General features: G+C 48.5%; 21 protein-coding genes. 7 read left to right on the top strand and 14 right to left on the bottom strand.

Going from position 1 to position 24887, the window contains the following annotated elements:
* Positions 1–93 precede the first annotated feature (93 nt).
* Together ACO0LN_RS15575 and ACO0LN_RS15570 are read right to left on the bottom strand one after the other, a co-directional pair.
* On the bottom strand, positions 94–636 hold the full coding sequence (locus ACO0LN_RS15575; RefSeq protein ID WP_422975281.1) for a hypothetical protein: 543 nt from the start codon (positions 634–636) through the stop codon (positions 94–96).
* Positions 637–768: 132 nt separating this feature from the next.
* Positions 769–1194 (bottom strand): hypothetical protein, encoded by a 426-nt coding sequence (locus tag ACO0LN_RS15570; protein ID WP_422975279.1) that lies wholly within the window; start codon positions 1192–1194, stop codon positions 769–771.
* Between the two features lie 220 nt (positions 1195–1414).
* Between ACO0LN_RS15570 and ACO0LN_RS15565 the strand changes: the two genes are divergently transcribed.
* Positions 1415–1630 (top strand): hypothetical protein, encoded by a 216-nt coding sequence (locus ACO0LN_RS15565; protein WP_422975277.1) that lies wholly within the window; start codon positions 1415–1417, stop codon positions 1628–1630.
* A 665-nt stretch (positions 1631–2295) separates the two neighbouring features.
* Here the strand turns inward: ACO0LN_RS15565 and ACO0LN_RS15560 are convergent.
* Positions 2296–2784, bottom strand: a complete 489-nt coding sequence (locus ACO0LN_RS15560; protein ID WP_422975275.1) for a hypothetical protein — start codon at positions 2782–2784, stop codon at positions 2296–2298.
* 367 nt (positions 2785–3151) lie between these two features.
* Here ACO0LN_RS15560 and ACO0LN_RS15555 point away from each other — a divergent pair, with 367 nt between their 5' ends.
* Entirely contained in the window at positions 3152–7201 is a 4050-nt protein-coding gene (locus ACO0LN_RS15555) for a Pls/PosA family non-ribosomal peptide synthetase (protein WP_422975273.1), read from the top strand.
* A 263-nt stretch (positions 7202–7464) separates the two neighbouring features.
* Positions 7465–8721, top strand: coding sequence for an AI-2E family transporter (locus tag ACO0LN_RS15550; RefSeq protein WP_422975271.1), 1257 nt, complete (start codon positions 7465–7467; stop codon positions 8719–8721).
* Positions 8722–8765: 44 nt separating this feature from the next.
* Here the strand turns inward: ACO0LN_RS15550 and ACO0LN_RS15545 are convergent, their stop codons facing one another.
* Positions 8766–9281, bottom strand: coding sequence for a winged helix-turn-helix transcriptional regulator (locus ACO0LN_RS15545; RefSeq protein WP_422975269.1), 516 nt, complete (start codon positions 9279–9281; stop codon positions 8766–8768).
* A gap of 65 nt (positions 9282–9346) precedes the next feature.
* On the opposite strand from ACO0LN_RS15545, the gene ACO0LN_RS15540 reads away from it, so the two are divergent.
* Positions 9347–9835 carry a nuclear transport factor 2 family protein gene (locus ACO0LN_RS15540; RefSeq protein ID WP_422975267.1) on the top strand — a complete coding sequence of 163 codons (489 nt, stop codon included), beginning with the start codon at positions 9347–9349 and terminating at the stop codon, positions 9833–9835.
* A 177-nt stretch (positions 9836–10012) separates the two neighbouring features.
* Here the strand turns inward: ACO0LN_RS15540 and ACO0LN_RS15535 are convergent, their stop codons facing one another.
* On the bottom strand, positions 10013–10240 hold the full coding sequence (locus tag ACO0LN_RS15535) for a hypothetical protein (protein WP_422975265.1): 228 nt from the start codon (positions 10238–10240) through the stop codon (positions 10013–10015).
* Between the two features lie 252 nt (positions 10241–10492).
* Here ACO0LN_RS15535 and imuA point away from each other — a divergent pair, with 252 nt between their 5' ends.
* The 3 genes from imuA to ACO0LN_RS15520 are packed head-to-tail and all read left to right on the top strand — an operon-like array spanning position 10493 to position 15874.
* Positions 10493–11221 (top strand): translesion DNA synthesis-associated protein ImuA, encoded by a 729-nt coding sequence (gene imuA, locus ACO0LN_RS15530; RefSeq protein WP_422975263.1) that lies wholly within the window; start codon positions 10493–10495, stop codon positions 11219–11221.
* Positions 11154–12677 (top strand): Y-family DNA polymerase, encoded by a 1524-nt coding sequence (locus ACO0LN_RS15525; RefSeq protein ID WP_422975261.1) that lies wholly within the window; start codon positions 11154–11156, stop codon positions 12675–12677. The genes imuA and ACO0LN_RS15525 overlap by 68 nt, the downstream gene beginning before the upstream one ends.
* Positions 12678–12709: 32 nt before the next feature.
* Positions 12710–15874, top strand: a complete 3165-nt coding sequence (locus ACO0LN_RS15520) for an error-prone DNA polymerase (protein WP_422975259.1) — start codon at positions 12710–12712, stop codon at positions 15872–15874.
* A 30-nt stretch (positions 15875–15904) separates the two neighbouring features.
* Here ACO0LN_RS15520 and ACO0LN_RS15515 read toward each other — a convergent pair whose 3' ends face one another.
* The 9 genes from ACO0LN_RS15515 to ACO0LN_RS15475 all read right to left on the bottom strand — a co-directional run bounded on the left by ACO0LN_RS15515 (position 15905) and on the right by ACO0LN_RS15475 (position 24870).
* Entirely contained in the window at positions 15905–17206 is a 1302-nt protein-coding gene (locus tag ACO0LN_RS15515; RefSeq protein WP_162058960.1) for an AAA-associated domain-containing protein, read from the bottom strand.
* 42 nt (positions 17207–17248) lie between these two features.
* Positions 17249–18982, bottom strand: a complete 1734-nt coding sequence (locus tag ACO0LN_RS15510) for an ABC transporter permease (protein WP_422975256.1) — start codon at positions 18980–18982, stop codon at positions 17249–17251.
* 351 nt (positions 18983–19333) lie between these two features.
* A complete protein-coding gene (locus ACO0LN_RS15505) occupies positions 19334–20020 on the bottom strand; it encodes an ankyrin repeat domain-containing protein (protein WP_422975254.1) in 687 nt (228 codons plus the stop codon).
* A gap of 8 nt (positions 20021–20028) precedes the next feature.
* On the bottom strand, positions 20029–20808 hold the full coding sequence (locus ACO0LN_RS15500; RefSeq protein WP_422975252.1) for a TatD family hydrolase: 780 nt from the start codon (positions 20806–20808) through the stop codon (positions 20029–20031).
* A gap of 63 nt (positions 20809–20871) precedes the next feature.
* Complete coding sequence (lpxB, locus tag ACO0LN_RS15495; RefSeq protein WP_422975250.1) at positions 20872–22032, bottom strand: lipid-A-disaccharide synthase; 1161 nt, start codon at positions 22030–22032, stop codon at positions 20872–20874.
* Between the two features lie 6 nt (positions 22033–22038).
* Positions 22039–22827 carry an acyl-ACP--UDP-N-acetylglucosamine O-acyltransferase gene (gene lpxA / locus ACO0LN_RS15490; RefSeq protein ID WP_422975248.1) on the bottom strand — a complete coding sequence of 263 codons (789 nt, stop codon included), beginning with the start codon at positions 22825–22827 and terminating at the stop codon, positions 22039–22041.
* 3 nt (positions 22828–22830) lie between these two features.
* Positions 22831–23292: a 3-hydroxyacyl-ACP dehydratase FabZ gene (gene fabZ, locus ACO0LN_RS15485; RefSeq protein ID WP_422949882.1), complete on the bottom strand. Its 462-nt coding sequence runs from the start codon at positions 23290–23292 to the stop codon at positions 22831–22833.
* A complete protein-coding gene (lpxD, locus tag ACO0LN_RS15480) occupies positions 23285–24346 on the bottom strand; it encodes a UDP-3-O-(3-hydroxymyristoyl)glucosamine N-acyltransferase (RefSeq protein WP_422975246.1) in 1062 nt (353 codons plus the stop codon). The genes fabZ and lpxD overlap by 8 nt, the downstream gene beginning before the upstream one ends.
* 5 nt (positions 24347–24351) lie before the next feature.
* Positions 24352–24870: an OmpH family outer membrane protein gene (locus tag ACO0LN_RS15475; protein WP_422975244.1), complete on the bottom strand. Its 519-nt coding sequence runs from the start codon at positions 24868–24870 to the stop codon at positions 24352–24354.
* Positions 24871–24887 lie beyond the last annotated feature (17 nt).

Below are 24887 nucleotides of genomic sequence, written 5' to 3'. Positions count from 1 at the left end.
GCACCAACCTGACCGCCTCAATCTTGAATTCCTGCGAATAGCGTGCTCGTTTGTTTTGTGACATGCTTCTCTCCTTAACTGAATTTTAAACCCTCAGTAAGGGATACGTTTTATGCGGGCAAGCTCAATCAGATATGCTATGAGCTCTTTCATGCAAACTAGCCCGCCGCAAAAAAGCATTAATATACTGAAACAATAGATAAGATTCTCGGACGGCGTGGTTGATTGAAGGGATAAGTATGAGACTAGCAATTCCTCGCTTGCAAAAAATAAAGCAGTGCCTGCCAAATATCTGACCCAAAGTTTTTCCGTCAGTTTATTGATGATTGTATCGAATTGATTGGGGCTGGAAGTTGCCGCTTCTATATTTGCTCCCTCTGGATTGTTGTTTTCCTTTAATGTTGTCGCGCTAACTTTTCGCTTTATTTTACGGACAACCTTCTTTCGTAGGATTGCGAGGGCGGACGCTACTCCAATTAAAAAAAAGGAGACTGAAAAAACATAGTATCCCACCCCAGTAATGTCGTCATTTTTAGGTGACAGCATCTCAATCATTGGCGTTGAAAAAAATAGAAATACTAATATTGCACACCCAAATCGGATAACTGGCGAAACGGTTTCAAAGTCATCGTTCATCACAACACCCTGTTATTTATCAGTTTTAGTGATAATCAGCTTATCATTTCCAACATCTTTAAGTCACCATCATTTATTGCTGTCGTTTTTGGACGCAAGAGTAACCGTGGCGCTTTGAGGTTTTTGCGCTTATTAAAAGACCGTTTTTGCGCTTATGAATTGGTTGTTTATCGTTGGCTCAAAGTATGCAATTGCTATGCTTGCACCTGATGTCATGTAAGCCAGATAAATAAAGGAATGACCAATTCCTGATAGGACTATCGGCTCTGCTAAAACTGAAAAAAATACTCCTACTGGCACCATATACAGGCAAAGTCTTCTTGACCATTGTCGGAAATTGCACATTCCTATTGTGGTCGCCAGAGATACGGTTAATCCTATTAACAAGGTTCCAATATCGAAAATTGGGTTGGAGCCTGTGTTTAAGATATTTTCGCTAATAGCTGCATGAATTGCAGGCGGCAAATTGCTAGAGAAAATGAAGTCGTAAAACAGACCAATCATTCCAGTGACATATGAAAAAATCACTAAATATCTAAACTTGTCTTTAAGCTGCATCGCATACCTTAAGTGTGTTATTTGAGAAAGTTGTCAGATAATACAATCTTATTTATATGTTGTCACTTTTGCATTAAAGGAGGGTTTTACACCAGAGTTGCAGGGTATGGGGTCGCTTTAGGCCCCGTGATTGCTGTGGTGGCTGTACATGCATACAACTTGCATCTGTCCAGATTTTTGTCCAAGATTTGCACTGCTTATCTATACAGTGGTTGATATCATGCAGCATACAGACAAATACAAGGAAGGCGACGAGCAGACTATTTACTTTTGGTACTACGTAGTGCCAGGTAAAAAGAAAATGGTGCGGACACGCTGGCGCATGAATGAAGAAAATGCCGCTATCTATTTTGCTGGGCAGAAGTACGAACGATGCGACTTTGATTCATACACGTTTATCACAGGCAGCATTTCGTCACGCGGGAACTTTCTCTAAAGTTGCAGGGTATGGGGTCGCTTTAGACCCCATGAATGCTGTGGTGGTTGGCCTATCATGGTTGGCCAAGTCCGCAGTTTGATGTACGCCAACTGATGGCCGACTGTGCGCCATGCAAGCCAAACTCAGCCTTTGATATCTTGCATCATCTGCAAATTACTTGCCCCTGATACAACGACGTGCAGTTAGAGCTTTTCCCGTTTGAGCCTTTATCCGTAGCCGAAAAACAACAAATTTTTGAAATTATTAAAAGGCATTATTGGACGATACGAAACACGCGCTCCTGGCGTTTTGGCGATGCGCCGCGCCGCAAAGCCTATCGAAGAATTGAGGTCGAAAAAAAACGCCTGATGATGTCAGGCGTTCCAAAAAGGGAGATTTTAGATTACTTAGCTTGTTGCCGTTTGAAATGTAAGCGGGGTAAAGATTGTCCTTATTGCCGATCTAATTTTTGACAAAATCCATGCCTTCAATTTGGAGGCTATTTTACATAATATAAATTATGCGAAATTAAGAAGGCTTTTACGCAGATGGCAAAAGATGCTGCAAACGGCTGTAAATCAGTCGAAATTTGCCCTTGCAAGATGAACGGATTTGGTCTTTTCAGTACGTCAAACGGCGGCAAGTGTGAGAAACGGCTATCAACGCAAGAGACGCACCACTCGTCAAGGTGTAGGACAACCGACTTGGGACTCTTTCTGGAATTCACCTTGACCTGGAGAAATCTGGTACATCACCAACTCGGCATCATTGTTCGGCACAGACCAGACCATTAATTCTCTCACTTTCATATTCTCGTACTCGGCGTCGTACACCAACCGGACTTCGTTAGGAAAACAGGATGACCCGACGAGAACGGACGACTTGTATTTACCATATTTGGCAAACGAGGCCTGGACTGCTGTAAGGAATTGTTCCTTCTGCACTGAACCCTTCATCACGGGAGAGCCCATATCATAAAGCCGTGAGTAGTCCTGTTTTTCATAGAGTGTGCGAAATTTATCAACACTGGCTAATGCTTGGGCCTTGTCCTTATCGAAATACCCCGCTTTGACATGGGCATCGCAGGCAGATAACGTTGCTGCACCCAACAAGGCGACAACAAAATATCTACACATATAGTGCATGGTATTAAATCCTTTGCTGTGCTTCATTATGCTTCTCATGGTTGAGGTATTTAAATACGGAAAAATGACGGCTTCTGACCGATACCTGCCGATCTGTGATCGTGATATCCGAACGGCGCTCCACTTCAACAGTATTGGCTTTGGGGTCGCCATCATGGCGATCACCATTTTGACAACTGGCAAGTAAATTGCAGATTGTACAAGAATTTAAACAACTGACTGGCTTGGGGCAAACAATTGAAACAAAATAATTCGTTACGCATATTTCCCAAAGATGGATTTATCAAAATGGTAAACTGGCACTTTAGTTGTGATTTCTCAACATGAGAAAGTATTTGGCTTTTGGCGCCAAAATTTAGCCTATATTAAGTGACCTTTCTCTTTCAGATTTTTTATGCAATCGTTTAGCAGCACAAATACAATAATAAACCTAGAAATTTTGTACGGTGAGGAAAGGCACGATTTTTTACGAGAGGAAGTGCTGGCTGATTTGCTGGAGGCAAGCGCGGCCGCTTTCCCCGACAAGACCGCATTAATCTCAGGTGAACTGTCTGTCAGTTATGGGCAATTGAATGCTGATGCAGATCGTGTTGCCTCTGTTCTGATCGCTGCCGGTGTGCGGCCCGGGCATATTGTTGGCTTGTGGCTGCCACGAGGCATACATTTGTTGATCATGCAGGTGGCCATTGCCAAAACTGGCGCTGCCTGGCTGTCGTTTGACGCAGATACTCCGATAGACAGGATTGCTGTTTGCCTTAATGATGCAAATGCTTTTGGCATATTGAGCTGCCAGGCTTTTGAAGCGCAACTGACTGCGCTGGACTGCCAGAAATGGCTAGCTGAAGATGCATTGGTCGATATTGGGCACACCATCTTAAAGCGTGGAGCCGTCAAAGGCAGCGACCCGGCTTATGTGATTTATACCTCAGGATCGACCGGCAAGCCCAAGGGCATATTGGTAAATCAGGCCAGCATATGTCATTTTTTGCGTAGTGAAAACCATGTGCTGGGCATACGGCATGATGACCGTGTGTATCAGGGATTTTCATTGGCATTTGATATGTCATTTGAAGAAATCTGGATCAGTTACCTGGTTGGTGCGACCTTGTGGCTGGCGCCAAAAGAAATTACGGCTGATCCAGATGCCCTGCCGCTGGCCTTGAATGAAAACCACATCAGTGTTTTACACGCGGTCCCCACCCTCCTCGCTTTATTCAGCCATGAGGTTGACAGTCTGCGCTTGATCAATCTTGGTGGTGAGATGTGTCCCGAGGTGTTGGTCAAGCGTTGGTCGCGCCCTGGACGGCAGATGTTCAACACTTATGGGCCTACTGAAGCCAGCGTTTCTGCCAGCCTGGCGCAATTGCAGCCGGAACGGGCTGTGAACATAGGCAAGCCTTTACCTAATTATTCTTTACTTGTCATTGCTACCGATGTTGAAAACGGTTTGCGTCTTTTGCCTGCGGGCGAAACCGGGGAGCTTTGTATTTCTGGTCCCGGTGTGGCGATTGGTTATCTTGGGCGCCCAGATCTGACGGCTGAAAAATTCCTTGCCAATCCTTGGGCCAGGAATGCGCATGAGGCCAGATTGTATCGCACAGGTGATCTGGCCTGTTTTAACCCAGATGGCAGTGTGCAGTGCCTGGGGCGGGCTGATGATCAGGTAAAAATCCGTGGATTCAGGGTTGAGCTGGGCGAAATTGAATCTGTTTTGGCCAAACAAGCTGGCGTGGGTGCGGTTGCTGTTGTCTTGCGTAAAGATGAAGACATTGATCAGATCGTGGCTTTCATCGTCAATGATCAGCTTCCCGCCGATACTGATGCCAGCGTGTTTGCGCAGCATGCGGTTGTCTTGCGCACCGAGTTAAGCAGGGTCTTGCCTATTTATATGGTGCCTGCCCGCTTTGAATACCTGCCTGAAATGCCCAGGCTGACCTCGGGCAAAATTGACCGCAATACGCTCAAAAAGCTGACTCTGGCAAAGCAGGCTGCAAACGATGCGTCAGATACGCCGGAAAATGAAACTGAGGCCGTGCTGTTTGAGGCCTTGGCCAGTCTGTTTCCTGGGCAGGCGATACAACGTGGATCTGATTTTTTTATTGATCTGGGCGGCCATTCTTTGATGGCAGCAAAACTGGTGTCGATTTTGCGCAAACACCCACGTTTTGCGTATTTCAGAATAAGCGACATTTATACACACAGGGTGATTGCCAGGATGCTGCAAGTACTGGAATCCACTGGTGTAACGCAGGATGCATCAGCAGCATCAAGCAAGCAACAATGGACCACTGCACCTGAATGGAAGCGCTGGCTTTGCGGCATAGGGCAAGCAGCAGCGATACCCTGGTTAGTGGCCATGCGCATGGTGCAATGGTTGGCACCATTTTTTGCCTATCACTTCTTTACGGGCGACCCTGAAGACTCCATTGCCAGAGCTGTGTTCTTGTCTGTTGGTGTTTTCTTGTTGTTGACACTGGCTGAATTTGCCGTTGCCATTCTCGGAAAATGGGTCATTGCCGGGCGGCTGAAGGCCGGACGCTACCCCTTGTGGGGTTTGACCTATTATCGCTGGTGGCTGGCTGACAGACTGGTAGAAGCTGCGCCTACTTACATGTTGAGCGGCTCCTCCTTATACAATTGGTGGTTGCGTGCACTGGGTGCAAAAGTAGGGTCTGACGTCGTGATAGGCTCCATGACTTTGCGGGTGCCTGATTTGCTACGCATCGGTGACCGTTGCAGCATAGGTAATGCCAGCAATTTTGAAAATGCCAGAGTGCAGCATGGCGAGTTAATTCTGGGGACAATTACGCTGGAAGACGATGCCTATGCCGGTTCGTATGCTGTGCTGGAAGGTAATGTACATATTGAAGCTGGTGGTCATCTTGAAGGGCAATCTGCTTTAAGTGAAGGGCAGCGTATACCAAAATCCCGAATCTGGAAGGGTTCTCCGGCAAGAGATGTGGGCGCATTTGATGCCTCGATTTTTCCACCCCGGCCACAGGCTTCTCGTTTGCGCCTGGTTGGTGAAACTGTGTTTTTTGTATTTGGTTCGCTGTTGATCAGCGCCCTGTTTTTCATGCCGGTCTTCCCCAGCTTTGTGACAATAGACTGGTTTGATAATTCTGAGCTTTTCCCCGGTCTGCAAAGTAATTCCGTGATTTTCCAGCTCATGAAATATTTCTTGCTGGCTTTCCCTGCCACTGCGGTATTGATTGTCTGTACGGCCTTGCTCTCTGCGGGCATACGCTGGAGTATTTTGCCGACCTTGAAGGAGGGGCAATATCCGGTTCATGGCAATACTTATTGCGGCAAATGGCTGGTCAATCAGATCCAGGAATCCAGCCTGAATGTTCTGCACGGAGTATACGCAACGGTATATGCACCCTTCTGGTATCGCTTGCTGGGTGCCAAAGTCGGGCGTGGCGCTGAAATTTCTACCGCTTTGGGTGTCGTGCCAGACATGCTGACTCTAGGTGATGAAACCTTTATCGCTGATGCAGTGTTGCTGGGTGATGAGCAAATTGATTGTGGCTGGATGAGCATGCATCCAACCGTGATTTCTCGCCGCAGTTTTGTGGGGAATGGCGCATACGTGCCTGATGGCACGATCTTGCCTGAGAATGTATTGATAGGCGTACATTCCAGTGCGCCAGATAATGAACAAATGCGTGAGGGTGATACCTGGCTGGGTTCGCCAGCTATCCATTTGCCTGCCCGTGAGGTAACCAAAGGATTCCCTGAGAACCTGACTTTCCGGCCGTCTCTTATTCGCCGTCTGGGACGTGGTTTGATTGAGGCTTTCCGCATCATTGCGCCGCATGCAATGGTGATCGCTGTTGGCTATACCATCGTTCTGGATTTGATGCCTTTGGCCGGAGACGATCGCTGGAGTGAGGTTGTGTATTACCTGGTGGTTGCCGGCCTGCTATATGGGATAGGCAGTTTTGCCTTTGTGCTGGTATTGAAATGGATACTGATTTTCCGCTACAAGAAAAGCAGCGTGCCTATGTGGACACCTTTTGTCTGGATATCAGAAGGAATCACCAATCTGTATGAAGGTATTGCCGTACCAAATTTCATGCGTTACTTGCGTGGTACACCCTGGTTGCCTTTGGTATTCAACTTGTTGGGCTGCAAAATTGGACGAGGCGTGTACATGGACACCACTGACATTACCGAGTTTGACTGCGTGAGCATAGGTGACTATAGCGAAATCAATGCTTTGGCCTGCCCACAAACACATTTGTTTGAAGACAGGATCATGAAAATTGACCATGTCAGTATCGGTGAGCGTGTTTACATGGGCCCGCGCAGCTCGGTTTTATATAGTGCCGTGGTGGCAGATGGGGCCAGCCTTGGTGCAATGACACTGGTGATGAAGGGCGAATATATCCCTGCCAATTCCAGTTGGCACGGCTGCCCTGCTGCCATGACAGGTGCTTGATTGATGCAGGTCAAACTGGCTTGTTCATTTTTAAAATGACAAGCCAGACTGCGCTAATGTGCAGGCTCCCCCGTACTTACCAATCCAGATAGTAGCCTGTTCGTGTTGTTTATAGTGTTGTCAGGTGTTGTCAGTTGGAACTGGATGCGGGATAACGCACAGATGCTGCCAGGAAAGGCGGGCATGATGTGCATGACTTTTATCCGTATAACTTTAAGCAGGTTCACCGAACTTGCGCGAGATGACCGAGAACATAAGCGCTAATGAGACAATACCCAGAAAATTCCGCACAAAAACCGCCTTCTTCTCAGCCGAAGAAAACGATACGCATAGAGTTGGCTCGATCTACTATCGTGGCAATTGTAGGTGTGGTGCTGGGCTTTGCACTACTCTCTCAGTTAGTACCTGTCATTCTGGTGTTGATCACTGCGCTGATGCTGGTGGGTACTTTGAATCCGGCTGTTGACTGGTTTGAACGCCGCAATATTCGCCGCTTTGCCGGCATCGCGATTGTATTTACAGTATTGATGGTGGTCTTGGTCGGTCTGGCGGTTTTTACCGTACCACCATTCATTGCCCAGGTCGCCAGTCTTGTCCAGCAAGAACCTGAATTGCGCGGTCATCTGATTAAATTTCTCGCCCAGTATCCGTTCACTGCTTCTCTGGCGGATGGATTACGTCATATTCAATACGCCGCACTGTTCAAGTCTTATAGTAGTGAAGCCATGGCTTTTTCCAGAGGTTTGTTTGAAATCATTGCGTATGGAGCCGGGGCATTTTTTCTCGCCTTGTACATTATGATAGACCGCGATCGCTTGCGCGGCGCATTGTTTGCCGTGATACCCCGTGCGCATCACATCAAACTGGCGCGTATCATGCTCAATCTTGAAACCATCGTTGGTGGTTACGTGCGTGGTCAAGTTCTCACCTGCGTCATGATGACGGTTTTTCTGTTTATTCTGCTTACCGCCTGTGGCGTACCAAATGCAATTGCGATTGCCGCTTTTGGTGGAATTGTGGATGTGCTCCCTTTCGTGGGTATTTTCCTCACCATGGTACCGGCTGTGCTCGCTGCATTTGCTGTTAGTGGCGTTGCCGCCACCGTGGTGGGCGTGCTGTTGTTGTGCTATGAAGAGTTTGAAAGTCGGGTATTGATCCCTGTCGTTTATGGACGCGCATTGCGCTTGCCCTCTTCTATAGTTTTATTTGCATTGATCGCTGGCGGCACTTTGTATGGCATTGGTGGTGCCCTGTTGGCATTGCCAGTCGCAGCGACGTTGCTTATGCTGATCGATGAACTGAAAGTTGAATTGCCTGGTGAAAGCATGCAAGCCAAGGACCTGGCAGTGCAAAGGGATGATATCGTCGGTGAGGCCGAATATTTGCGCCGCACAGATGGTATGCCAGCTGAAGCTGCGGCAGGCATTGCTCTCGAAATTTCTGGCGACAGAAAACATAACGAGGGGGATAGGACGGCGAAAGATTTTATCCCGCCTGAGGATGCAGTGCAGAATACTTAGGCTAACAAAACGATCAGCACTGGTTTGACACAGAGCTATTTTTGTCAACTTGGCTTATCCTGTTTTGGTCGGACCAGCACTTGCCCCATTAAGGCTGTTCCTGGCTTTTCCCTGCCACCGGGCCCAGCCTCAAATCGTATATCTTCAAGCTGCAGTTCTTCTTTGCAAGCAGCGCATGCCGGTACAGCAGTGGTGATGTGACCACAATGCTGATGACGTACCAGTAAGGGTTGTTGCCCTTCTGCTGTGCGCCATTTATCTCCCCAGGCAGTTAATGCCAGTAATACTGGATACAAATCCCGCCCTTGCTGCGTCAGGCTATAACGCCAGACACGTTTATCCTGCGCATCAGTATGTCGCTCGACGATGCCATGCTCCATCATTTTTTTTAACCGGGTGGTCAGAATGTTGGATGCTACGCCAAGATTGCGTTGGAGATCGTCAAAACGCTCAAACCCCAGAAACAGATCACGCAAGATCAGCAATGACCACCACTCACCAATGACTTCCAGTGTGCGGGCTATTGAACAGGAAAAATCAGAAAAGGAACTGCGCTCCATAATTTAGCTTGCTTGATGCAAGTTACCTGTTTATATTACTTGCATTATGCCAGTGAAAGTTTCCCATGTATGCTTATATCGTTGAGAACAAACTTCGTAAAACCTTTGCTGCTATCAACACAGGCGATGTCAGCCTGATGCTGGATAGCCTGGCTACTGATTTTACATATCGCTTTGAAGGAGATTCGCCGATTTCTGGTTTGCGTAATTCACGGGCATCCATGGCTTTATGGTGGGAGCGCTTATACCGCTTGTTCCCTGGCTTGCAATTTGAGGTAAAAGAAGTAGCCGTTATCGGGCCGCCGTGGGATACCCGTATCCATGCGGTGCTGAATTTTATCGTTCCGCACCAGCCAGATGGCCCCTACAAGAATGTAGTGATGCAATTAATGCGCATGCGCTGGGGCAAAATCACCTACGTCCATACACTGGAGGATACGCAGCGCTGCAGTCGCTATCTGGCTTGGAGTGCAAGCCAGGGATGTGATGAGGCACTGGCTGCACCTATTACCGATCAAACCTGGCCAGGCCCCGGGCCATTCTTGCGGGCTTAAGTCTTACAATTAGATTCTAGATACCTAAATGCCTATTATCTAAAGACTCTCATCAATGACAGCAGGTCTTTGCAGCAAACAATACGTACAATATGACGTATATGTTTGCTACAAACTCTTGCTCGCTCAATACGGGAAGATATTTAATAATCAGCTTAAGTAAGCATGATCAATTGTTTACCAGTTTGCTTTGGACAAAATAATCAGCCACTTGCGGAACACCAGCATTTCCAGATGGCCAGCTTGTATACCTGTACTGCAATCCAGCATAGGATTGACATAGTAAGAGCGCTGCCTGAAGTCGCGGCAGACGAATATTTCGCGACGACCAAGACGCATCAAAAATGATGTTGGGGCGAATTGCAGGCTGAAGCGTGTATCAAAGGACTGTTCGAGGTTTGCCATAATTTCAATCTCCATATCGGTTGGTATGTGATAGAGGAACGGTCATCAAGACAGCCATGCGTTCATCCATGGAACGAACTTTACCACAAACTACTGTATGCGCAATCAGTATTATGTAACACTGTGGTTTTCTCATCTCCATACAATCTCCCTATACTCTCTTATCCCAGTCACGTAGTACTGGCACATAAAATAAACTTTGAAGTCTTTCGCTATATTACATATACTGTATATTTAATCAGTGTATGTAATATGACCCACGTTTCCTCACTTTCCCCTGAACGCATACACCCCTCACTATGGCGTGCATCGCAGTTGGCGCGTGGTCAGGGTGCTTATATGCCCAGTGGTTATGCTGAACTCAATAATGAACTGCCTGGCAATGGTTGGCCACAGGGGCAATTAACCGAGATTTTGCTGCCGCAGATTGGCACTGCTGAACTCAGCTTGCTCAAACCAGCCTTAAGTCAACTTGATGGGCACCCTATTGTTTTGCTGACACCGCCTTATATACCGCAGGCATTGGCTTTTTCATGCGCAGACTTAAAGGCATCTCAATTGATATGGATACGCTGCCACAAACATGTTGATGCCCTGTGGGCGGCAGAACAGGTGCTGCGCAATAGCAGTTGTGGTGCGCTGTTATTCTGGACATCCAGCATCCGTAGTGAAGCTTTGCGTCGTTTGCATCTGGCAGCACAAAGCTCGGAGACTTTATTTTTTTTGATGCGTGACATGCGGGCGGCACAGCAAGCCTCTCCCGCCCCTTTACGATTGAGTGTGCAAACAAGTCAATATGGCCTGGAGTTGGGCATACTCAAGCGCCGTGGCAGCCAGCGCGATGCACCACTGACATTACATGTGCCCGATCATCCTTATTTGTATGCCTATGCTCATCCAGGCAAAGAAAAACTTGCGACAAACTATGGCAACTTGCCCACCGCTGTGGATAGCCGTTCACCTGCCTTTACTCCAGCTTGAGGTCTTTGTCACTCCCTTGTTTGCTCAGCAAGAGACGCAAGTCAGTGTCATTCTTCATCAAGGCCGGGTGACGTCAATGTCTGCGTCTGCCGATCAGGCTGGTATACGCTTGAATATGCGGGCGGGTGGTGTGCAAATGTTATGTGCCGATGCTGATTACTATCAGCGTGATCACAATAAAGAAAAACTGGCACTGCAGGCAGTGGCAACTGCGCTGCTGCAATACTCCCCACAAGTCTGCCTGGCAGAAGACGATTGCATATTGATTGATATCAGTGCCAGCCTGAGTCTGTTTGGGGGCATACGTGCTTTGCGTAAACGCGTGCAAGAAAGCATGCGTTTACTGGGTTATACAGCAACCACAGGCATTGCTCCCGTTGCCAGGGCTGCATGGTTATTGGCCAAGCAGGCATCGCGCAAATTACCCAGAGGACAGCATGTCTTTAAACTGCAAAGATTGAGCCAGCGCCTGGACAAACTACCCGTCAAATTACTCACTGCAGCTGAGCCTTTGACTGAATTATTACAGGGCATAGCCTGTTATAGCCTCAGGGATTTACGTCAATTACCACGCCCTGGCTTGCAGAGGCGTTGCGGCAAAGCTTTACTCATGGAGCTGGATCAAGCTTATGGTGAGCAGGCCGAAGTACATGAATGGTATCTGGCAGCACCAGAATTCAAAGTCAAAATCGAATTGCCAGACCGTATAGAGCTTGCAGAATCACTTGTTATTTTTGCCCGTAGCCTGCTGGCCCAGTTGCTGGGATGGCTGGCTGCGCAGCAACTGGCGGTTACACATATACACATGGAGTTATTGCATGAGCGTGGCCGCCAGGCTATTCCACCTACCATGTTTGATCTGCAACTGTCACAAGCATGCTGGCAAGAATCGCATTTACTGAGTTTATTCAAAGAAAAACTCAGTCAGCTCAAGCTGCATAGTGCTGTCATCGGTATGCTGTTGGAAGTAAAACAAACTATCTTGCGCGAAGCACAAAGCTATACCTTGTTCCCTGAACCGGGTGGACAAGCAAATGAGCACAAGCGTTTGCTTGAGTTATTAGTTGCCCGCCTGGGTGAAGACAATGTCTTGCAGCCAGCACCGCGTGCAGACCATAGGGCGGATATTGCCAATCACTGGATTTCTGTCATCAAGAAAGCTCCGCCGCCCTGCCCGCCATCTACTTTGGCAGGCTATGCCTTGCGCCCTAACTGGTTATTGCCCCAACCGCTGGCGCTGGACATTCACGAGCATCGCCCTTATTACGGCTCAGAACTCAAACTCGTTTCTCCGGCTGAGCGCATAGAAGCAGGCTGGTGGCAGGAGCAAATACAAACCCGGGATTACTACATCGCTGTCGATAAGCGCCATGTGCGTTACTGGATTTATCGCGAGCGTGCCAATGATCCCGACAGTGAAGAACCTGTGTGGTTCTTGCACGGCATTTTTGGATAGCCGTTTTGGATACAAGCCTTGGATATATCAACATGAGTGCCTTCCTGCCAGAATATGCAGAATTATATTGCATGAGCAATTTCAGCTTTCTGCATGGAGCATCACATTCAGAAGAACTGGTGGCACGTGCGATTAAGCTGGATTATCGCGCCCTGGCCATTACCGACGAGTGTTCCTTTGCTGGCTTGGCAAGAGCATATACAGCAGCAAAAAATACCGGCTTGCATCTCATCATCGGTGCCCACTTCAAACTGGAAGATGTAGAAGCACCAGAAAATAATGTGCATCTGATTGCCCTTGCTCAAAACCGTGAAGGCTATGGCAATTTGTCTGAAATGATCACTCTTGGCAGATGCCGGGCGACCAAGGGTAGTTACTTATTGACGCCCAAAGATTTCGTCACACCACCGCCAGGTTTGGAACATTTGTCTGGCTTGCCAGATTGCCTGTTGATACTGGTGCCAACCTACCCTGCAGAAAGCGAACTACTACTGAAACAAGCGAAATGGTTGAAGCAAAACTTCCCAGGTCGCGCCTGGATAGGTTTGAATTTACTGATGCAAATTGCAGATGAATATCAAAAACAGCAAGTTGATGCGGCAGCTGAAGTTGTGCAATTACCCGTCGTTGCCATAGGCCAGGTCACTATGCATGTCAGGTCCCGCAAGCCCTTGCAGGACACGATGACTGCCATACGCCTGTGCCAGCCCATCACTGAATGTGGTTACACGCTGGCGATGAATGCAGAGCAGCACCTGCGTTCGCGTTTAAGGTTAGCGACGATTTATCCGCTGCATACTCTGGCCGAAACAGTGAAAATCGCAGACCAGTGCAGCTTTTCATTGAATGAATTGCGCTATGAGTATCCGCACGAATTGGTACCCAAAGGATATACGCCTGCCAGTTATTTAAAGCTTCAGGTCTATAAAGGAGCTGATCTACGCTATCCGCAAGGTTTGCCATCATCTGTAAAAAACAAAATAGAACATGAGCTGCACCTGATTAATGATTTGGCTTATGAACCTTATTTTTTGACGGTGTTTGATATCGTTAATTTTGCCAGGCAAAAGGAAATACTCTGCCAGGGACGCGGCTCTGCAGCCAATTCTGTCGTCTGCTATTGCCTGCATATCACCGAAGTCAATCCAGAAACACATACCCTGTTATTTGAACGATTCTTGTCCAAGGAAAGAGGTGAGCCCCCCGACATCGATGTCGATTTTGAACATCAACGCCGCGAAGAAGTCATGCAGTATATCTACGAAAAATATGGTCGTGACCGCGCTGCGCTGGCTGCTGCTGTGCACACTTACCACCCGCGCGGCGCCCTGCGTGATGTCGGAAAAGCCTTGGGCATAGACCTGGCGATAGTCGATGCCGTGGCCAAATCGCATCGCTGGTTTGATAGCAAACAAGAGTTATTCAAGCGATTCACTGAATGCGGCCTGGACACCAATTCCCCTATCGCCCAGCAATGGGCATTGTTGACAGGGAAATTACTGCGCTTCCCACGTCATCTATCCCAGCATAGCGGAGGCTTTGTCATCGCACGCGGTAAATTATCCAGGCTGGTGCCGATAGAAAATGCAGCGATGGAAAAGCGCAACGTGATTCAATGGGATAAGGATGACCTTGAATCCCTGGGCTTGCTCAAAGTTGATGTGCTAGCCCTTGGCATGCTGTCGGCATTGCGACGGGCTTTTGACTTGATGGCCACCTTGCCAGGCAAACCTAAGTGCATGCAGGATGTGCCACGTGAAGATCCTCTGACGTACGACATGATCTGCAAAGCAGATACCATAGGTGTGTTCCAGATAGAATCGCGGGCGCAGATGAGTATGTTGCCACGCTTGAGACCCAGAGAATTTTATGATCTGGTAATACAAATTGCCATTGTGCGGCCCGGCCCTATACAAGGCGGCATGGTGCACCCTTATTTACAAAGACGGCAGGGTAAGCAGCCTGTAGAAATACATGAAAATCCAGGCATGCGGGCAGCGCTGCAACGCACGCTCGGGATACCCATTTTTCAGGAACAGGTCATGCAGATCGCCATGCATGCAGCAGACTTTACAGCAGGAGAGGCAGATGGCTTGCGCCGCGCAATGGCTGCCTGGAAGCGCAAAGGTGGTCTGGAAGGCTATGAAACCAGGATAGTAGAAACCATGGTCAAGAATGGTTATGAACGCAAATTTGCTCAAGGAATCTACGAGCAAATGAAGGGGTTCGGTGATTATGGATTTCCCGAAAGCCATTCAGCCAGCTTTGCCATCCTTGCGTATTTTAGTAGCTGGATCAAACGCCATGAACCTGCGGTGTTTTTATGCTCGCTCTTGAATTCTCAGCCATTAGGATTTTATTCGCCTTCGCAATTGATACAGGATGCGCGTCGCCATGATGTGCAAGTCAGTGCCATCGATGTGACCTGTAGCGATTGGGATTCATCACTTGAGACAGAGATGAAACTCAATAGATTTACCGAAACCCTGCAACCCACCGTGCGCATGGGGTTTTCTTTGTTATATGGCATGTCTGAAAGTGCTGCCTTGCGCATCATGCAGGCACGTCAGGAACAGGCCTTTGTTGATGTGCATGATCTGGCAAAACGCGCACAATTGAGTCAACATGATTTGCATGTACTGGCTGCAGGTAATGCATTGTCAAGCCTGGCCGGACATAGAAGGCAGGCACTGTGGCAGGCAGTAGGTGCAATGCCGGACAAGGATTTGTTGCGTGTTACCAGCATGCAGGAGCAAGTGCCGCAACTGAAAGCGCCTTCAGAAGCACAGGAAATTTATAGCGACTATCATGCGACCGGATTCAGTCTGCAGCGTCATCCCCTGGCTTTGTTAAGACCGCAATTGCTGGCCAAACGTTTCTTACCTGCGGAAATGCTGAATACCTTTCAGCAAGGGCAATTTGCGCGCGGCTGCGGTCTGGTCACGGTAAGGCAAAGACCACAGACGGCCAATGGCGTCATCTTTATCACCATAGAAGATGAAACCGGCCCAGTGAATGTGATTATCTGGCCAAATGTGCTGGAAAAACAGCGTAGTGAAGTCTTGAGCGCACCACTGCTTGGCGTATATGGCATCTGGCAATGCGAAGCCGAAGTCAGGCATCTGGTTGCCAAACGCCTGGTGGATATGTCGCATCTTCTGGGACAATTGGAAGTAGGTAGCAGGAATTTTTGCTAAGCTTCCCCCTGCCCTGCAAAGACGCAATAATTACTCTTGATTATCCTCAGGCAAAGTCAGGCGACCAGTATGATAATCATATTCATAGACCTCGCCATAGCGCCCCCATTCAATAGCAACTTCTAGTACGCGTTTTGCTTCATCAGATTTCAAAAACTCTTCCAGCAAATCTATCAGTGGTTGCTCAGAGAGGCTGCCACTTGTTTCCGACTCCAGATTGCGGCGTATATGTGCTGCCAATGGAACATGCGTCAGCAATTGCTGGCCAAACAATTCCTGCTTTTGCGCCTGCTCTACCTCTACATATTTTTTACCCAGTGGCGTCAGCATGATGTCGCCTTTTTCCAGCACGGCAAAACCCAACAGGCTCAGGGCTTCATAGGTCGGGAATAATTCTTCATCCGACAATTCAGCTTCTTCTGCCAGTTGCGGCAAGTCGGCACGGCCATTGAATGGGGCTTCTGCCAGCAAATCAAGAATACCTTCGATACGGCTGACGTCCGTCTCGGGTAAACGATATCCCATGTGGCGGGCATTTGGCGTATCAGCGGCTGCCTCATGAGTGGCGCGCATGGTCATCAAACCATACACTTCATCAATCAGGGCGCGAACTTCAAGCGAATCGACATCACGCGGTCTGGGTAAATCTATTTTGATTTCACATCTGACTGAGCCCGGATCGCTGGATAAAATAATGATGCGATCCGCCATCATGACGGCTTCTTCAATATTATGAGAAACGATGAGTATGCCCTTGGTGGATATCCGGTCTTCTTCCCACAATTCAAGCATGTCATTACGCAGGGTTTCACCTGTCAGCACATCCAGTGCAGAGAAAGCTTCATCCATGAGCAGCACGTCTGGATTGGTGACCAGTGCCCTGGCTATACCCACACGCTGTTTCATGCCGCCAGAAAGCTCACGTGGCAAGGCACCGCCAAAGCCAGCCAGGCCTATCAATTCGAGAACTGCATCGGCTCTTTGTTCTCGCTCTGCTGCCGGCACACCTTGGGCCTCAAGCCCGAGTTCTACATTCTGTTGCACGGTCAGCCATGGGAATAAGGCAAATGACTGGAACACCATGGCGATGCCTGCCACTGGCCCGCCAATTGCCTTGTCACGATAAGCCACCTTGCCTGCATCTGCTGGTATCAGACCAGCCATGATGCGCAATAAGGTGGATTTGCCGGAACCGGATTTACCTAACAAGGCGACGATTTCGCCATCTTTGAGCTGGAAATCAACCTTGTCCAGTATCAGGCGCGATTTACCATCTGCTGCTTTAAAGGATTTGGCAACTTGATTCAGATCGAGTAATAAATTTTGAGTCATCTTGAATTCCTTGATGAATAATCCAGGCGTAAGCTCACTGGCTCAACGCAGATGGTCTTCGGCCAGCAAATACAATTTGCGCCAGAAAAAACGGTTCAGCAGCATGACGAATATGCACATCACGCCTATGCCCAAAGCAATGCGGTGAAAGTCCCCCGTCTCCGTCATTTGCTTGATATAGCTACCCAGGCCATCGGCCACTAGTGTGGTTTTACCCCAGGTGACATATTCAGCCACGATACTGGCATTCCATGAGCCACCACTGGCTGTGATTGCGCCTGTGATATAGCTGGGGAAAACAGCAGGCAAATATACGCGCTTCCACTTCAGCCAGCCTTTCAACCCCAGGTTGTCTGCTGCCAACCGCAGTTCATTGGGGATGGTGGCAGCACCAGCCACGACATTAAACAGGATGTACCACTGCGTACCAAACACCATCAAAGGGCTGAGCCAGATATTTGGTGTCAGGTTGAAAGTCACCATGGCAAACACCACCAGGGGGAACATCAGATTGACAGGGAATGCTGCCAAAAACTGCGCCATTGCCTGCACTTTTTGCGAATACTGTGGGCGCAAACCTATCCAGACTGCCACCGGCACCCAGAACAATGAAGCGAGGGCAATCAACAACATGACACGCACCAGGGTAATCAAGCCCAAGCCCAGCACATGCGCCACTTCAGCCCAGCCCACCACACTGTGTATGAAAATAAACAGGCTGTACATGGCAAAAACAGATGCCAGCAACAAAACTGCATCCAGGACTTTAGGCCAGGCAGGATGGTTGAAACGCTGATTTGCCTGCACGGTAGTACCATCACCTTGCACGCTAAACCATGACAAGCCACGCCCAAGAAAAAGCCAGAACCTGGCTATCCAGGCGCGGAACAAACGGCTGCTGCGCATCCAGTCCAGCAACCATGATTGCTGCGCAGTGTCCCCCTGGGTCTCTTCAAAGCGAAACTTGTCCGCCCAGGCCAGCAAGGGACGAAAAAACAATTGGTCGTACAGCAAAATGCCAATCAGCATGGCAGCAATCGCCCAAGTGATGGCCATGCCATCCCTGGCTTCAATCGCTACCGCAATATACGAACCTATACCCGGCAATTTAATGTCTTGTCCAGCTACAGAAATAGCTTCTGCCGCGACCAGGAAAAACCAGCCGCCGGACATGGACATCATCATATTCCAGAGCAAGCCTGGCATGGCGAATGGCAATTCCAGACGCCAGAACCGCTGCCAACCAGACAGCCTGAATATCTGCGCCGCTTCTTTCAATTCAGGTGGCACATTGCGTATGGACTGATACAGGCTGAATGCCATATTCCATGCCTGGGAAGTGAAAATCGCAAAAATGGCAGCACATTCCACGCCCAGCAAATTACCAGGGAACAAGGCAATAAAAGGGGCAATCGCAATCGCTTGAAAACCGAGAATAGGCACAGATTGCAAAATATCCAGCGCCGGTATCATTACTTTTTCAGCAGCGGCATATTTGGCAGCGATAGCAGCAAATATCAGACTGAAGACAAGGGAAAAAGCCAATGCCGTAAACATGCGCAAAATGGTGCGCAATAAATAGTAAGGCAGATAGGCAGGATCAAGACTGATCTGCAAAGCCTCGCCCACAGCGAATGGACGGCTCATCTGCATGGCGGCAAATGCAAAAATACCCAATACAGCCAACACCAGAGGAAGCAGAGCCCAATCCCAGCGATTTGGCCCCTTACTTTCAGTGACGACATCACGTGCCTGGAAACGGAACAATTCAAACATGAATGCTCCTCAGATCAAAAGAAGTGATAACAAAAAAACGGCACATAGCATACCTCCTGTCACAAACATCAAGTCTGGACAAAGATGAACTGCGCGGCTGCGCACATGCATACTGGCTATAGCCAGCGCCACGCAAAATTTAAAACAGGGGTAAAAGTAGAGGACAGCATGACTGCTGCGAAAGACTACTACCCGCCAAATGGCAAGGTAGCAAGAGAAAATCTGTGCTTACATTGCCAAGTTGAGTGATGATCGACAACTATAACTGTCCACAGATGTGCTCCGGAAATGAGATGCGCGAACTTTAACATAGACTTTGTTTTGCAAGCAAGATGTTGCAACGCAAAAAGCTTATTTTTTTGTAGCCTGCATGCGTTCTCTCAGAACAGCAGCAATTTCTCTTTGCTCAACTTCAACCGCAAAATCAAGAGCGGTTAAGCCCAGATCATTCTTGAGAAATGGGTCCGCCCCCTCTTCCAGCAAAAGATTGACGATAAGATGCTTACCCGTGCGGGCAGCCATCATCAACGGGGTGGTTTTGTTAGGGGATTCAGCGTCTATATAGGCCGATTTTTCCAGTAACAAGGCAACAATATCCTTATTGCCGCCAGCAGCAGCATAGTGCAAGGCACACCAGCCAACTTGATTGATCTCGGCATCATGATCGACCACTGCTTTAACGAAGGGAAAATTTCCAAGATAGCTGGCCAACATCAAAATAGTGTCGCCATTATTGGCCCTGGCTTCGAGTTTGATATCTTTGCGATCAAGCAAGAATTGGAAAACTTTTTTTGAATTTTCGCGCAAAGCAATCATTAACAGGGTTTCGCCACGAATTGCTTCTGTGATATTTACACTTACACCACGTTGCAATAATTCATTCACCTTATCAACCTGATCAAAGCGCACAGCAAAAATCAAATCTTCCTGTTCGTCAGCAAAAGCACAAGTACAAGATAGCCACAATAACAAACAAGCCAGGCAACGCAGATGAAATTTTCTTGATAAAAACAATGCAGATGGCAGGGCTGTTTGCATATCAGACCTTAATGGGCAAATTGAAACAGTTGGAAGAAATTTCTGGTCGTGGTCTCTTGCACTTCTTTAACAGAAATACCTTTTAAATCTGCCAGAAATTCACCCACATGCCGCACAAAACCAGGTTCATTCATTTTACCGCGATGTGGCGCTGGTGCAAGATAAGGTGAATCAGTTTCTATTAAAATGCGGTCCAACGGCAAAGCTTTTGCTACTGCCTGCAAATCTTTGGCACTCTTAAAGGTCAGGATGCCGGAGAATGAAATATAAAACCCAAGCTCCACTGCTGCCTGCGCAACTTCCAGCGACTCAGTAAAGCAATGCATGACACCAGCCACACCACCCTGCCCTGTGCCTGCGCCCTCTTCTTTCAGTATGCGTATGGTGTCTTCAGAGGCTGCGCGAGTATGAATAATCAGTGGTTTGCGGCAAATGCGCGAGGCACGTATATGCTGCCTGAAACGTTCACGCTGCCATTCAAGGTCACCCTTCAGCCGAAAATAATCCAGGCCGGTTTCACCGATGGCGATGATTTTGTCGTGCTCTGCCAGTTGGACCAATTGCTCCGCGCTTGGCTCTTCTGTTTCTTCATAATCAGGATGTACACCTACGGATGCATAGATGTGCGGATACTGTTCAGCCAGTGCCAGCACTTGAGGAAAATCAGGCAGATCAACTGAGACGCATAAGGCATGGGTTACGCCATTTTCCTGCATCTTGCCCAATATCTCCGGCAAACGCTCAGCCAACTCGGGAAAATTGATATGACAATGGGAATCAACGTACATGCTTGCTACTCTTAAAGAAATTTGATGCAATGATCGGTCAGTGGATACCTGAAGCAAACCGCCTCAGGATGCTGAGATCAATTGTAATACGGCTTGCGCCGAGACGTTGGCAGTGTCGCGCAAGAGGGAATGATGCATATCGACGAAGCGTTGTTTCAGGCGTTCCTGCAAGGCTTCGTCACTTAACTGCTGCCATAATGCATCAGCCATTGCATCTGGTCTGGCGGCTGATTGCAAAAATTCTGGCACCAGGAATTCACGTGAGAGGATATTTGGCAAACCTATCCACGGCTGGTAACCCATGTGTCGCAAAATCTGCCATGAAGCTTCTATCATCTTGTAGGCAATCACCATAGGCTTTTTGAACAGCGCCACTTCCAGTGATGCAGTGCCTGAAGCAACCAGTACCGCATTTGCCGCTGCAATGGCGGTGTGTGAACGGCCATCAATCAACAGCACTGGCACGTTATCGAGCTTGGCATCGACCACCAGCTTGATGTAATAACTGCGCTGCTTGTCACCAGCCATGGGTACGACAATTTGCAAATGCGGGTCACGCTGACACAATATTTTGGCGGTCTGGATAAAGGCTTCGGTATTGTATTTGATCTCGGACATGCGACTGCCCGGCAATATCGTTACCACCCTGGCATTCTTGTCGAGGCCCAGCTCATCCCTGGCGGCAGCCATGTCAGTTTCCATGGGAATGACTTGTGCCAGCGGATGGCCCACATAAGTCACAGGTATGCCAGCCTTGCGGTAAATCTCTTCTTCAAAGGGAAACACTACCAGCATGTGGGAAACTGCTTCAGCGATCTTTTTGATACGCCCACCACGCCAGGCCCAGATCGATGGGCTGATGTAATGCATGGTAGGAATGCCAGCACGCTTTAACTGGATTTCCAGATCCAGATTAAAGTCCGGCGCATCAACACCGATGAAGACATCCGGTTTTTCCAGCAATAACTGTTCACGCAATTGCTTGCGTATACCGCTGATTTCACGGTAATGCGCCAGCACTTCAAACAAGCCGCGCACGGATAGTTTATCCATCGGCCAGTCATTGATGAAGCCATGCTCAGCCATGCGCGGGCCACCTATGCCGTGCATACGAGCATCAGGCAAAGCCGGACGCAGGCCTGAAAGGAGACGATTGGCCAGCATGTCGCCGGAAGTTTCTCCGGCAACCATCGCAATAATGGGACGATTAGTTTGAGTTGTCACAGCAGCTTAACGGACGATGCCACGTGTCGCAGCATCCAGGAAATAGCGCATGGACTGTACATGAAGTGCTACATCGGCTTCCAGCGAGGCAATCTGTTCATCTATTGCTGTCTTGGCTTCTTCCAGAGTCAGGCCAGATTTATAGATCAGTTTATAAGACTGGCGTATCGCTGCAATCTGTTCACGGCTAAAACCACGGCGCTTCAAACCTTCGACATTAATGCCATGGGCTGCAGCCGGATTGCCATTCAACATAACGAACGGCGGCACATCCTGCAATAAGGATGTACCCATGCCACACATTGCATGTGCACCTATCTTGCAGAACTGGTGAACATTGGTAAAACCACCCAGTATCACCCAGTCACCGACATGCACATGACCAGCCAAAGCGGCGTTATTGGCGAATATGACGTTGTTGCCAACCTGGCAGTCATGTGCCAGATGTACATAAGCCATGATCCAGTTATCGTTACCCAAGCGGGTAACGCCGTTGTCCTGAACCGTGCCCAGATTGAAAGTGCAAAATTCACGAATGACGTTATTGTCACCAATTTCCAGACGCGTAGGTTCGCCCGCATATTTCTTGTCTTGCGGTGCTGCACCTATGGAAGAGAACTGATAGAAGGTATTGTTACGGCCTATTGTCGTATGCCCTTCAATGACAACATGCGGACCTATCTTGGTGCCCTCAGCTATCGTCACATTGGGGCCGATGATGGAATAGGCACCCACTTCAACCGTACTATCCAGCTCGGCTTTTGGGTCTATCAGTGCGCTTGGATGGATATGCATTATCTAGCCCTCCTTGGCTTCATCTTTCGTACGCATGGTGCACATCAGTTCGCCTTCTACTGCCAATTGACCATCGACTGTCGCCCTGGCCTTGTATTTCCAGATACCGCGTGCAACCTTGATGATTTCGACTTCCATCTTCAACTGGTCACCAGGTTCAACCGGGCGCTTAAAACGTGCGCCGTCAATGCCAAGGAAATACACGATGGTATTTTCATCCGGCTTTTGGCCCATGGTCAGGAATGAGAGTATGGCAGCAGTCTGCGCCATCGCTTCTATCATCAATACGCCGGGCATGACAGGTTTATTTGGGAAATGCCCGTTAAAAAATTCTTCATTCGCCGTGACATTCTTGATGGCGGTAATTGTCTTGCCATTTTCCCAGCTCAATACGCGATCGACCAGCAACATCGGATAGCGGTGTGGCAGGTATTCTTTGATTTGATTAATGTCCAGGCTATTCATGATCTTTTTCAGTCAGTGTTTTCATTGTTTTTTCGAGGTAACGCATTTTTTCGCGCATACCCGATAGATTACGCACGATGGCAGCAGTTTTTTCCCAATCAGCATTTTTCGCCAAGGGATAGAAGCCAGTGTATTGCCCCGACTCAAGTATGGAGCGCGACACCATGCTGGCAGAAGAAATATGCACATTATCGACGATGGTCAGATGACCCAACACCATGGCTGCGCCACCGAACGTGCAATATTTGCCTATCTTGGCACTACCCGCCACGCCTACGCAGCCAGCCATGGCAGTATGCGCGCCTATATGGCAGTTATGGCCTATCTGTATCTGGTTATCCAGCTTGACGCCTTCTTCTATGATGGTATCAGCCAAAGCACCGCGGTCTATGCTGGTGTTTGCGCCGATTTCGACGTCATCACCGATCAGCACCCTGCCCGTTTGCGGGATTTTTACCCATTGGCCTTTTTCATTGGCAAAGCCAAAACCATCAGCGCCTATTACTGCACCAGAATGGATAATGCAACGCTGCCCCAGGACACAATAGTCATAAATGCTGACATTTGCATGAATCAGACTATGATCACCAATCACAACACCACGACCAATCACCACACCCGGCTTGATGACAACATGCTCACCAATCACTGCTTCAGCATCGATGCTGGCATTAGCCCCTATGCTGGCAGTGGCAGCGACGATCGCATGAGGACTAACCCATGCCGCAGGATGCACGCCGACTGTTGCCGGTATTGCATTGAGTGACGCAAAGTACTGCGCCGCACGGGCAAAATACACATAAGGTTGCGGGACAATGAGACAAATGCCAGCATAGTCTTTGCCAATTTGCACGAAATCGGTTTGCGTCAAAATCAATGCTGCAGCCTGGGTAGCCGCTGCCTTGTGACGGAACTTGGGATTGGACAGAAAGGTAATATGCTGTTCACTGGCCTCATCCAGAGGAGCAATGCCAGTGACAGTGATATCTGGTGAACCAGTCAATTGACCACCGAAGCGATCGACCAATTCACCCAGCCGAATGCTTGCGGTCATAGGAATTATTTGGAGAGTGCTTTGAGAACTTTATCAGTGATGTCGATGCGGGCGCTGTGATAAACAGAATCTTGCAAGACCAGATCAATTTTTTCTGCTTCGGCGATTTGTTTGATCACTTTTTGCGCACGTTCTACCAATGAGGCAATTTCTTCATTCTGACGCTGGCTCACATCTTCATTATAAGAACGTTGTTTGCGCTTGAAAGCCTGGTCCAGCTCAGTAATTTCACGCTGACGGACAATACGGTCAGATTCTGACAATAAAGGCGCATCTTTTTCATACTTCTCAGCTGTCGCCTTCAATTTCTTTGCCAGATTTTCCAGTTCTTCACCACGCTTTTGAAATTCAACTTTCAGTTTAGCCTCAGCCGATTTTGCCGGAACGGATTCGCGCATCACTCTTTGAGAGTCAAATATCGCTATTTTGGTATCTTGCGCCTGAGCTTGAGCAACGCTGAAAATGCAAGCCGCACAAACCATCAAGCGTTGCAACAATTTGGTCGGGGTAGTATGTTGACTCAAAATAATCTCCGTAACAC

It is taken from the genome of Undibacterium sp. TC9W (assembly GCF_049339865.1).
Classification (GTDB): domain Bacteria; phylum Pseudomonadota; class Gammaproteobacteria; order Burkholderiales; family Burkholderiaceae_D; genus Undibacterium.
Note: the sequence above shows the minus strand (reverse complement) of the source record. Positions and strands in the feature narration are given on the sequence as shown.

Bases quoted from the DNA above. Each gene is read 5' to 3' on its own strand.
- lpxD (WP_422975246.1), bottom strand. From the start codon at position 24,346: ATGACCGCAAGCATTCGGCTGGGTGAATTGGTCGATCGCTTCGGTGGT.
- ACO0LN_RS15565 (WP_422975277.1), top strand. From the start codon at position 1,415: ATGCAGCATACAGACAAATACAAGGAAGGCGACGAGCAGACTATTTAC.
- ACO0LN_RS15505 (WP_422975254.1), bottom strand. From the start codon at position 20,020: ATGCAAACAGCCCTGCCATCTGCATTGTTTTTATCAAGAAAATTTCAT.
- ACO0LN_RS15545 (WP_422975269.1), bottom strand. From the start codon at position 9,281: ATGGAGCGCAGTTCCTTTTCTGATTTTTCCTGTTCAATAGCCCGCACA.
- ACO0LN_RS15550 (WP_422975271.1), top strand. From the start codon at position 7,465: ATGAGACAATACCCAGAAAATTCCGCACAAAAACCGCCTTCTTCTCAG.
- ACO0LN_RS15540 (WP_422975267.1), top strand. From the start codon at position 9,347: ATGTATGCTTATATCGTTGAGAACAAACTTCGTAAAACCTTTGCTGCT.
- ACO0LN_RS15515 (WP_162058960.1), bottom strand. From the start codon at position 17,206: ATGACTCAAAATTTATTACTCGATCTGAATCAAGTTGCCAAATCCTTT.
- fabZ (WP_422949882.1), bottom strand. From the start codon at position 23,292: ATGAATAGCCTGGACATTAATCAAATCAAAGAATACCTGCCACACCGC.
- lpxA (WP_422975248.1), bottom strand. From the start codon at position 22,827: ATGCATATCCATCCAAGCGCACTGATAGACCCAAAAGCCGAGCTGGAT.
- ACO0LN_RS15555 (WP_422975273.1), top strand. From the start codon at position 3,152: ATGCAATCGTTTAGCAGCACAAATACAATAATAAACCTAGAAATTTTG.
- ACO0LN_RS15520 (WP_422975259.1), top strand. From the start codon at position 12,710: ATGAGTGCCTTCCTGCCAGAATATGCAGAATTATATTGCATGAGCAAT.
- ACO0LN_RS15500 (WP_422975252.1), bottom strand. From the start codon at position 20,808: ATGTACGTTGATTCCCATTGTCATATCAATTTTCCCGAGTTGGCTGAG.
- ACO0LN_RS15535 (WP_422975265.1), bottom strand. From the start codon at position 10,240: ATGGCAAACCTCGAACAGTCCTTTGATACACGCTTCAGCCTGCAATTC.
- ACO0LN_RS15575 (WP_422975281.1), bottom strand. From the start codon at position 636: ATGAACGATGACTTTGAAACCGTTTCGCCAGTTATCCGATTTGGGTGT.
- ACO0LN_RS15560 (WP_422975275.1), bottom strand. From the start codon at position 2,784: ATGAAGCACAGCAAAGGATTTAATACCATGCACTATATGTGTAGATAT.
- imuA (WP_422975263.1), top strand. From the start codon at position 10,493: ATGACCCACGTTTCCTCACTTTCCCCTGAACGCATACACCCCTCACTA.
- ACO0LN_RS15510 (WP_422975256.1), bottom strand. From the start codon at position 18,982: ATGTTTGAATTGTTCCGTTTCCAGGCACGTGATGTCGTCACTGAAAGT.
- ACO0LN_RS15570 (WP_422975279.1), bottom strand. From the start codon at position 1,194: ATGCAGCTTAAAGACAAGTTTAGATATTTAGTGATTTTTTCATATGTC.